At 68.1% G+C, this 9,256-nt stretch carries 13 protein-coding genes; all 13 read left to right on the top strand.

Annotated features, from left to right (window positions below; translation table 11 throughout):
- Positions 1-71: 71 nt before the first annotated feature.
- Positions 72-2,174 (top strand): elongation factor G, encoded by a 2,103-nt coding sequence (gene fusA / locus CS2_RS06890; RefSeq protein WP_046528994.1) that lies wholly within the window; start codon positions 72-74, stop codon positions 2,172-2,174.
- A 121-nt stretch (positions 2,175-2,295) separates the two neighbouring features.
- Positions 2,296-3,489 carry an elongation factor Tu gene (gene tuf / locus CS2_RS06885; protein ID WP_046528993.1) on the top strand — a complete coding sequence of 398 codons (1,194 nt, stop codon included), beginning with the start codon at positions 2,296-2,298 and terminating at the stop codon, positions 3,487-3,489.
- 354 nt (positions 3,490-3,843) lie between these two features.
- Positions 3,844-4,152: a 30S ribosomal protein S10 gene (rpsJ, locus tag CS2_RS06880; protein ID WP_013117879.1), complete on the top strand. Its 309-nt coding sequence runs from the start codon at positions 3,844-3,846 to the stop codon at positions 4,150-4,152.
- Positions 4,153-4,176: 24 nt separating this feature from the next.
- A complete protein-coding gene (gene rplC, locus CS2_RS06875; protein ID WP_046528992.1) occupies positions 4,177-4,836 on the top strand; it encodes a 50S ribosomal protein L3 in 660 nt (219 codons plus the stop codon).
- A 5-nt stretch (positions 4,837-4,841) separates the two neighbouring features.
- Positions 4,842-5,528, top strand: coding sequence for a 50S ribosomal protein L4 (gene rplD, locus CS2_RS06870; RefSeq protein ID WP_046530713.1), 687 nt, complete (start codon positions 4,842-4,844; stop codon positions 5,526-5,528).
- Positions 5,525-5,827, top strand: a complete 303-nt coding sequence (gene rplW, locus CS2_RS06865) for a 50S ribosomal protein L23 (RefSeq protein WP_046528991.1) — start codon at positions 5,525-5,527, stop codon at positions 5,825-5,827. Before rplD ends, rplW begins: the two co-directional genes overlap by 4 nt.
- Positions 5,828-5,852: 25 nt before the next feature.
- The gene (rplB, locus tag CS2_RS06860) at positions 5,853-6,689 is read left to right on the top strand and encodes a 50S ribosomal protein L2 (RefSeq protein WP_046528990.1); all 837 of its coding nucleotides are present in this window, start codon (positions 5,853-5,855) and stop codon (positions 6,687-6,689) included.
- A gap of 15 nt (positions 6,690-6,704) precedes the next feature.
- Positions 6,705-6,986 (top strand): 30S ribosomal protein S19, encoded by a 282-nt coding sequence (gene rpsS / locus CS2_RS06855; protein ID WP_013117874.1) that lies wholly within the window; start codon positions 6,705-6,707, stop codon positions 6,984-6,986.
- 53 nt (positions 6,987-7,039) lie between these two features.
- On the top strand, positions 7,040-7,420 hold the full coding sequence (rplV, locus tag CS2_RS06850; protein WP_046528989.1) for a 50S ribosomal protein L22: 381 nt from the start codon (positions 7,040-7,042) through the stop codon (positions 7,418-7,420).
- Positions 7,420-8,241: a 30S ribosomal protein S3 gene (rpsC, locus tag CS2_RS06845; protein WP_046528988.1), complete on the top strand. Its 822-nt coding sequence runs from the start codon at positions 7,420-7,422 to the stop codon at positions 8,239-8,241. The genes rplV and rpsC overlap by 1 nt, the downstream gene beginning before the upstream one ends.
- 3 nt (positions 8,242-8,244) lie before the next feature.
- Positions 8,245-8,661: a 50S ribosomal protein L16 gene (rplP, locus tag CS2_RS06840; RefSeq protein ID WP_046528987.1), complete on the top strand. Its 417-nt coding sequence runs from the start codon at positions 8,245-8,247 to the stop codon at positions 8,659-8,661.
- Positions 8,661-8,897 carry a 50S ribosomal protein L29 gene (gene rpmC / locus CS2_RS06835; protein ID WP_046528986.1) on the top strand — a complete coding sequence of 79 codons (237 nt, stop codon included), beginning with the start codon at positions 8,661-8,663 and terminating at the stop codon, positions 8,895-8,897. The genes rplP and rpmC overlap by 1 nt, the downstream gene beginning before the upstream one ends.
- A 7-nt stretch (positions 8,898-8,904) precedes the next feature.
- On the top strand, positions 8,905-9,195 hold the full coding sequence (gene rpsQ, locus CS2_RS06830) for a 30S ribosomal protein S17 (RefSeq protein ID WP_046528985.1): 291 nt from the start codon (positions 8,905-8,907) through the stop codon (positions 9,193-9,195).
- Positions 9,196-9,256 lie beyond the last annotated feature (61 nt).

Below are 9,256 nucleotides of genomic sequence, written 5' to 3'. Positions count from 1 at the left end.
TCCTTCGCAGGACCGGCCCGCGGCGGCGCGGACGGGCACCGACCGCAAGCCAACCGACAAGGGGCTAACACGTGGCACTGGACGTGCTGACGGACCTCACGAAGGTCCGCAACATCGGCATCATGGCGCACATCGATGCCGGAAAGACGACGACCACCGAGCGGATCCTGTTCTACACGGGGGTCAACTACAAGATCGGTGAGACGCACGACGGCGCCTCGACGATGGACTGGATGGAGCAGGAGCAGGAGCGCGGCATCACGATCACGTCGGCCGCGACGACCTGCTACTGGAAGAACAACCAGATCAACATCATCGACACCCCCGGTCACGTGGACTTCACGGTCGAGGTCGAGCGCTCGCTGCGCGTCCTCGACGGCGCGGTCGCGGTGTTCGACGGCAAGGAGGGCGTCGAGCCCCAGTCGGAGACCGTCTGGCGCCAGGCCGACAAGTACGACGTCCCGCGCATCTGCTTCGTCAACAAGATGGACAAGCTGGGCGCCGACTTCTACTTCACGGTCAAGACGATCGTCGACCGCCTGAAGGCCAAGCCGCTGGTCATCCAGCTGCCGATCGGCTCCGAGAACGACTTCATCGGCGTCGTGGACCTGGTCGAGATGCGCGCCCTGGTGTGGCGGGGCGAGACCGCCCTCGGCGAGAAGTACGAGATCGAGGACATCCCGGCCGACCTGCAGGAGAAGGCGGAGCAGTACCGCGCCGAGCTCCTCGAGGCCGTCGCCGAGACGAGCGACGAGCTGCTGGAGAAGTTCCTCGGCGGCGAGGAGCTCACGGTCGCCGAGATCAAGGCCGGCATCCGCCAGCTCACGGTCACGTCGTCCGCCTACCCGGTCCTGTGCGGCTCGGCGTTCAAGAACAAGGGCGTGCAGCCCATGCTCGACGCCGTCATCGACTACCTGCCGACGCCCCTGGACGTCGCGGCGGTCGAGGGTCACGACGTCAAGGACCCCGAGATCGTCGTCGAGCGTCACCCCGACGCCGCGGAGCCGTTCTCGGCCCTCGCGTTCAAGGTCGCGGCGCACCCGTTCTTCGGCAAGCTGACCTACGTCCGCGTGTACTCGGGCAAGGTCGAGCAGGGCGCCGCGGTGCTCAACTCGACCAAGGGGAAGAAGGAGCGCATCGGGAAGCTCTTCCAGATGCACTCCAACAAGGAGAACCCCGTCCCCGAGGCGCAGGCCGGCCACATCTACGCGTTCATCGGTCTCAAGGACGTCACCACCGGTGACACCCTGTGCGACCCGGCCGCGCCGGTGATCCTCGAGTCGATGACCTTCCCGGAGCCCGTCATCGACGTGGCGATCGAGCCGAAGACGAAGGCCGACCAGGAGAAGCTCTCCACGGCCATCCAGAAGCTCGCCGAGGAGGACCCGACCTTCCGCGTGAAGCTCGACGAGGAGACCGGCCAGACCGTCATCGGCGGCATGGGCGAGCTCCACCTCGACATCCTCGTCGACCGCATGCGTCGCGAGTTCAAGGTCGAGGCCAACGTCGGCAAGCCGCAGGTCGCGTACCGCGAGACCATCCGCCGTGCGGTCGAGAAGATCGACTACACGCACAAGAAGCAGACCGGTGGCTCGGGCCAGTACGCCAAGGTCCAGATGACCTTCGAGCCGCTCGACCCGGCCGAGGGCGAGCTGTACGAGTTCGAGAACAAGGTCACCGGTGGCCGCGTCCCGCGCGAGTACATCCCGTCGGTCGACGCCGGCATCCAGAGCGCGATGCAGCTCGGTGTCCTCGCGGGCTACCCGCTCGTGGGCATCAAGGCGATCCTGCTCGACGGTGCCGCGCACGACGTCGACTCCTCGGAGATGGCGTTCAAGATCGCGGGCTCGATGATCCTCAAGGAGGCGGTGCGCAAGGCGGACCCGGCCCTCCTCGAGCCGATCATGGCCGTCGAGGTGCGCACGCCCGAGGACTACATGGGCGACGTCATCGGCGACATCAACTCGCGACGCGGCATGATCCAGTCCATGGAGGACGCGACGGGCGTGAAGGTCATCCGCGCCCAGGTGCCGCTCTCCGAGATGTTCGGGTACGTCGGTGACCTGCGGTCGAAGACCCAGGGTCGTGCCGTCTACTCGATGCAGTTCGACAGCTACGCCGAGGTTCCTCGGAACGTTGCCGACGAGATCATCAAGAAGACCCGGGGCGAGTAGTCCCACAGGTCGACCCCCGCAGTACCAGCAACACATCCGACCCGTAGGACCGCACGCCGCGCAGGTACCGTCAGGTGGCTGCCGTCGGGCAATCTCTACCAAGTCCTGAGGAGGACACCCAGTGGGCAAGGCGAAGTTCGAGCGGACCAAGCCGCACGTCAACATCGGGACCATCGGTCACGTCGACCACGGCAAGACGACGCTGACCGCCGCGATCTCGAAGGTGCTGCACGACAAGTACCCGGAGCTGAACCCCTTCACGCCGTTCGACGAGATCGACAAGGCGCCCGAGGAGAAGCAGCGCGGTATCACGATCAACATCGCGCACGTCGAGTACCAGACCGAGAAGCGTCACTACGCGCACGTCGACGCCCCCGGTCACGCCGACTACATCAAGAACATGATCACGGGTGCGGCGCAGATGGACGGCGCCATCCTCGTGGTCGCGGCGACCGACGGCCCGATGGCCCAGACGCGTGAGCACGTCCTGCTCGCCCGTCAGGTCGGCGTCCCGTACCTGCTCGTCGCGCTCAACAAGTCCGACATGGTCGACGACGAGGAGATCCTCGAGCTCGTCGAGATGGAGGTCCGCGAGCTGCTGTCGTCGCAGGAGTTCGACGGCGACAACGCCCCGGTCATCCGCGTCTCGGGCCTCAAGGCGCTCGAGGGCGACCCGCAGTGGGTCAAGTCGGTCGAGGACCTGCTCGACGCCGTCGACGAGAACGTGCCGGACCCGGTGCGCGACATCGACAAGCCGTTCCTCATGCCGATCGAGGACGTCTTCACGATCACCGGTCGTGGCACCGTCGTCACCGGTCGTGTCGAGCGCGGTCAGCTCAAGGTGAACGAGGAGGTGGAGATCGTCGGCATCAAGGAGAAGGCGATCAAGACCACCGTCACCGGTGTCGAGATGTTCCGCAAGCTCCTCGACTACGCCGAGGCGGGCGAGAACGTCGGCCTGCTCCTGCGCGGCACGAAGCGCGAGGAGGTCGAGCGCGGCCAGGTCGTCGTCAAGCCGGGTTCGATCACGCCGCACACCGAGTTCGAGGGCCAGGTCTACATCCTGTCCAAGGACGAGGGTGGCCGTCACAACCCGTTCTACGGCAACTACCGTCCGCAGTTCTACTTCCGGACGACCGACGTCACCGGCGTCATCACGCTGCCCGAGGGCACCGAGATGGTCATGCCCGGCGACAACACCGAGATCTCGGTGACGCTCATCCAGCCCATCGCGATGGAGGAGGGCCTCGGCTTCGCCATCCGCGAGGGTGGCCGCACCGTCGGCTCGGGCCGGGTCACGAAGATCATCAAGTGATCACCGCCCCTCGGGGCTGATCCACACGCAGGGCCCGGGAGCTTCGGCTCCCGGGCCCTGCGTCGTCCCCGGCCGGCCGACGGCAGCGGTCCGGACCAGGGGAGTTGGCTTTGCGGCCCGCGTCTGGCAGACTGTCGGGGTTGCCCGCTGGGGTGTGCGTTCACGCGCGCCCATCGCTGGGCGAACAGACGTGGCGGACGCCCAGACCCTCGGGGTCACCCGACGGGGGGCGGACGACAACCACGGCCCCCGTCCGGGAACGGTGCGCGAGCGCCGAGGCGCGTCGCGAACAGCGACACGCCCGAGTGCGGGGGTCGGACAGGACCGGTTCGAGAGAGAGAAGTAGACGACGCCATGGCGGGACAGAAGATCCGCATCAGGCTCAAGTCCTACGACCACGAGGTCATCGACAGCTCGGCGCGCAAGATCGTCGACACGGTGACTCGCGCTGGTGCGTCGGTCGTGGGTCCGGTGCCGCTGCCGACGGAGAAGAACGTCTTCTGCGTCATCCGGTCGCCCCACAAGTACAAGGACAGCCGCGAGCACTTCGAGATGCGCACGCACAAGCGGCTCATCGACATCATCGACCCCACGCCGAAGGCCGTCGACTCGCTCATGCGTCTCGACCTGCCCGCGGACGTGAACATCGAGATCAAGCTCTGATCGCTGGGAAGGGACTGATCTTTCATGGCTACCCAGCAGAACGCGCGCCCCGTCACGGCGCTGCTCGGCACCAAGCTCGGCATGACGCAGCTGTGGGACGAGGCCGGTCGCCTCGTGCCGGTCACGGTCATCGCCGTCGGCACCAACGTCGTGACGCAGGTCCGCTCCGCTGAGAGCGACGGCTACGCCGCGGTCCAGCTGGCCTACGGCCAGATCGACCCGCGCAAGGTCACCAAGCCGCTCAAGGGTCACTTCGAGAAGGCGGGGGTCACCCCCCGTCGGCACGTGGCCGAGATCCGTACGCCGAACGCCGCCGAGTTCACGCTCGGCCAGGAGATCACCGCGGGGGCCTTCGAGGCCGGCCAGGTGGTCGACGTCATCGGCACCACCAAGGGCAAGGGCACGGCCGGTGTCATGAAGCGTCACGGCTTCTCCGGCGTCGGCGCCTCCCACGGTGCGCACCGCAACCACCGCAAGCCCGGCTCGATCGGCGGGGCCTCGACCCCGTCGCGCGTCTTCAAGGGCCTGCGCATGGCCGGTCGGATGGGCGTCGCCCGTCAGACCACCCAGAACCTGACCGTGCACGCGGTCGACGCAGAGAAGGGTCTGCTGCTCGTCAAGGGCGCGGTTCCCGGCCCCAAGGGCGGCGTCGTCGTCGTGCGTACCGCTGCGAAGGGTGCGTGACCTCGATGAGCGACACGCTGACCGTCGACGTCCTCGACGAGAAGGGCAAGAAGGCCGGCACGGCCGACCTGCCCGGTGACGTCTTCGACGTGCAGACGAACGTCCCGCTGATCCACCAGGTCGTCGTCGCCCAGCTCGCCGCCGCGCGCCAGGGCACCCACGACACCAAGACCCGCGGCGAGGTCCGCGGCGGTGGCAAGAAGCCGTACAAGCAGAAGGGCACCGGCCGCGCCCGTCAGGGCTCGACCCGTGCGCCGCAGTTCGCCGGCGGTGGCACCGTCCACGGCCCGACCCCCCGCGACTACTCGCAGCGGACCCCGAAGAAGATGAAGGCCGCGGCGCTCCGCGGTGCTCTCTCGGACCGCGCGCGTGCCGGCCGCGTCCACGTCGTCACGGGCTTCGCCCCGGGCGAGGTCCCGTCGACCAAGGCCGCTCTCGCGGTGCTCGACAACCTCTCCGGTCGCAAGCACGTCCTCGTGGTCGTCGAGCGCCAGGACGAGATCACCTGGAAGTCGCTGCGGAACGTCGAGCGGGTGCACCTGCTCGTCGCCGACCAGCTCAACACCTACGACGTCCTCATCTCGGACGACGTGGTCTTCACGCAGGGCGCGCTCGACGCGTTCCTCGCCGGCCCTGCCAAGGGTGCGAAGGCCGTCGCCACCGAGGCCGAGGCCAACGAGGAGACGAAGTGACCGCCGTCGGTAAGGACCCGCGCGACATCCTGATCGCGCCGGTCGTCTCGGAGAAGAGCTACGGCCTGCTCGACGAGGGCAAGTACACGTTCCTCGTGGACCCGCGGGCCAACAAGACCGAGATCAAGATCGCCGTCGAGCAGGTCTTCGGCGTCAAGGTCGAGTCGGTCAACACCGCGAACCGTCAGGGCAAGGCCCGCCGGACCCGCTTCGGCATCGGCCGCCGCAAGAACACGAAGCGTGCGATCGTCACCCTCCGCGAGGGCTCGATCGACATCTTCGGCGGACCGGTCGGCTGACCGAGAGCGAAGAGGACGAACTCCCATGGGAATCCGTAAGTACAAGCCGACGACGCCCGGCCGCCGCGGCTCGAGCGTCGCCGACTTCGTGGAGATCACGCGCTCGACGCCCGAGAAGTCGCTGGTCCGCCCGCTGCACAAGACGGGTGGCCGCAACTCCACCGGCCGCGTCACGACGCGTCACCAGGGTGGCGGGCACAAGCGCGCCTACCGCGTGATCGACTTCCGTCGTCACGACAAGGACGGCGTGCCGGCCAAGGTCGCGCACATCGAGTACGACCCCAACCGCACGGCGCGCATCGCGCTCCTGCACTACGCGGACGGCGAGAAGCGCTACATCATCGCCCCCAACAAGGTGCAGCAGGGTGACGTGCTCGAGGCCGGCCCCGGCGCCGACATCAAGCCCGGCAACAACCTGCCCCTGCGCAACATCCCGACCGGTACGGTCATCCACGCCATCGAGCTCAAGCCCGGTGGCGGCGCGAAGATCGCCCGCTCGGCCGGTGCGTCGGTGCAGCTCGTCGCCAAGGACGGGCCGTACGCGCAGCTGCGCATGCCGTCCGGCGAGATCCGCAACGTCGACCTGCGCTGCCGCGCCACGGTCGGCGAGGTGGGCAACGCCGAGCAGTCGAACATCAACTGGGGCAAGGCCGGCCGTATGCGCTGGAAGGGCAAGCGCCCGACCGTCCGCGGTGTCGCCATGAACCCGATCGACCACCCGCACGGTGGTGGTGAGGGCAAGACCTCCGGTGGCCGCCACCCGGTGAGCCCGTGGGGTCAGCCCGAGGGCCGCACCCGTCGTCCGAACAAGCCGAGCGACAAGCTCATCGTGCGCCGTCGGCGCACCGGCAAGAAGCGCTGATAGGAGCCCGAGAGAATGCCTCGCAGCCTCAAGAAGGGCCCGTTCGTCGACGGCCACCTGCAGAAGAAGGTCGACGCGCAGAACGAGGCCGGCACGAAGAACGTCATCAAGACGTGGTCGCGTCGCTCGATGATCACGCCCGACTTCCTCGGCCACACCTTCGCGGTCCACGACGGCCGCAAGCACACCCCGGTCTTCGTGACGGAGTCGATGGTCGGGCACAAGCTCGGCGAGTTCGCTCCGACGCGGACGTTCCGCGGCCACGAGAAGGACGACCGGAAGGGCCGTCGCCGCTGACCCCGGTCAGCCTGGTGACGCCCTGACGGCAGAGACAAGAGAGCAGGACAGCGATGGAAGCCAAGGCGAAGGCGCGGTTCGTCCGCGTCACGCCCCAGAAGGCCCGCCGCGTCGTGGACCTCATCCGTGGCAAGCAGGCGGCCGAGGCCGTGGCGGTGCTGAAGTTCGCGCCGCAGGCCGCGGCGGAGCCCGTCCTCAAGACGGTGCAGTCCGCGGTCGCGAACGCGGTCGAGGGGGCCAAGCGCAACAGCGAGCGCCTCGACGAGGCAGACCTCTACATCTCGGAGGTCTTCGTCGACGAGGGCCCGACGCTCAAGCGCTTCCGCCCGCGCGCGCAGGGTCGCGCCGGTCGGATCATGAAGCGCACGAGCCACATCACGGTCGTCATCTCGCAGCGCGAGAAGGCGACCTCCACCAAGGGAGGGACCCGCTAGTGGGACAGAAGGTCAACCCGCTCGGGTACCGCCTCGGCATCACGACCGACCACCGGTCGCGGTGGTTCGCGGACTCGACGAAGCCGGGCCAGCGGTACCGCGACTACGTGCGCGAGGACGTGCAGATCCGCAAGCTCATGAGCACGGGTCTCGAGCGCGCCGGCATCGCCAAGGTCGAGATCGAGCGCACGCGTGACCGTGTGCGCGTCGACATCCACACCGCCCGCCCGGGCATCGTCATCGGGCGTCGTGGTGCGGAGGCCGACCGCATCCGTGGCGAGCTCGAGAAGCTCACGGGCAAGCAGGTCCAGCTGAACATCCTCGAGGTCAAGAACGCCGAGATCGAGGCTCAGCTGGTCGCCCAGGGCATCGCCGAGCAGCTCGCGAGCCGCGTGTCGTTCCGTCGTGCCATGCGCAAGGGCATCCAGTCGGCCCAGCGCGCCGGTGCCAAGGGCATCCGCGTGCAGGTCTCCGGCCGCCTCGGCGGTGCGGAGATGAGCCGCACGGAGTTCTACCGCGAGGGTCGTGTGCCGCTGCACACGCTGCGCGCGAACATCGACTACGGCTTCTTCGAGGCCCGCACGACCTTCGGCCGCATCGGCGTGAAGGTCTGGGTCTACAAGGGCGACGTCACCGAGAAGGAGTGGGCACGCGAGCAGGCCTCGCAGGCTCCCCGCCCCTCGCGTGGCCCGCGTGGTGACCGTGGCGACCGCGGTCCTCGCGGCGGCGGTCGTCGTACCGAGCGTCAGGACGCTCCCGCCCCGGCCGCCGAGCAGGCGCCCGCGGCGGAGGCGCCCACCGAGTCCGGAACGGAGGCCTGAGCCGTGCTGATCCCGCGCAGGCTGAAGCACCGCAAGCAGCACCACCCGAAGCGCTCCGGCGCCTCGACCGGTGGCACCACGATCTCGTTCGGTGAGTTCGGCATCCAGGCTCTCGAGCCCGCCTACGTCACCAACCGGCAGATCGAGGCTGCTCGTATCGCCATGACCCGCCACATCAAGCGTGGTGGGAAGGTCTGGATCAACATCTACCCGGACCGTCCCCTCACGAAGAAGCCCGCCGAGACCCGCATGGGTTCCGGCAAGGGCTCGCCCGAGTGGTGGATCGCCAACGTCAAGCCCGGCCGAGTCATGTTCGAGCTCGCCGGCGTCCCGGAGCCGCTCGCGCGTGAGGCCATGCGCCGCGCGCAGCACAAGCTCCCGATGAAGACACGTTTCATCGTGCGCGAGGGTGGTAACTGATGGCTATCGGAACCAAGGATCTGGCTCCCAGCGAGCTGGACACCTTCGACGACGAGAAGCTGGTCGCCGAGCTGAAGAAGGCCAAGGAGGAGCTGTTCAACCTCCGCTTCCAGTCCGCGACCGGTCAGCTCGAGAGCCACGGGCGCCTCAAGGCCGTCCGCAAGGACATCGCGCGCATCTACACGATCCTGCGCGAGCGCGAGCTCGGCATCCGGACCGCCCCGAGCGCGGAGTGAGGCACTCATGAGCACGAAGCACGAGCAGACCACGGCGACGACGGACCCCCGCGGCTACCGCAAGACCCGTCGCGGCTACGTCGTATCCGACAAGATGGACAAGACCGTCGTCGTCGAGGTCGAGGACCGCGTCAAGCACCCGCTGTACGGCAAGGTCATCCGCCGTACCAGCAAGGTGAAGGCGCACGACGAGCTGAACGGCGCCGGCATCGGCGACCTGGTCGAGATCATGGAGACCCGGCCGCTGTCGGCAACCAAGCGCTGGCGCGTCGTCGAGATCCTCGAGAAGGCCAAGTGACACGGGCCGGCGGCCCCCTCGTGGGGTCGCCGGCACCTGCAAGCAGCACCATGACAGTTGC

The organism is Cellulomonas iranensis NBRC 101100 = JCM 18110 (assembly GCF_001552375.1).
GTDB lineage: Bacteria > Actinomycetota > Actinomycetes > Actinomycetales > Cellulomonadaceae > Cellulomonas > Cellulomonas iranensis.
The sequence above is the reverse complement of the archived record's forward strand: the minus strand, read 5'-3'. Positions and strand labels throughout refer to the sequence as shown.

Coding starts and splice junctions, on each gene's coding strand:
- rpsJ (WP_013117879.1), top strand. CDS start 3,844: ATGGCGGGACAGAAGATCCGCATCAGGCTCAAGTCCTACGACCACGAG.
- rplC (WP_046528992.1), top strand. CDS start 4,177: ATGGCTACCCAGCAGAACGCGCGCCCCGTCACGGCGCTGCTCGGCACC.
- rpsQ (WP_046528985.1), top strand. CDS start 8,905: ATGAGCACGAAGCACGAGCAGACCACGGCGACGACGGACCCCCGCGGC.
- rplB (WP_046528990.1), top strand. CDS start 5,853: ATGGGAATCCGTAAGTACAAGCCGACGACGCCCGGCCGCCGCGGCTCG.
- rplV (WP_046528989.1), top strand. CDS start 7,040: ATGGAAGCCAAGGCGAAGGCGCGGTTCGTCCGCGTCACGCCCCAGAAG.
- rplD (WP_046530713.1), top strand. CDS start 4,842: ATGAGCGACACGCTGACCGTCGACGTCCTCGACGAGAAGGGCAAGAAG.
- rpmC (WP_046528986.1), top strand. CDS start 8,661: ATGGCTATCGGAACCAAGGATCTGGCTCCCAGCGAGCTGGACACCTTC.
- rpsS (WP_013117874.1), top strand. CDS start 6,705: ATGCCTCGCAGCCTCAAGAAGGGCCCGTTCGTCGACGGCCACCTGCAG.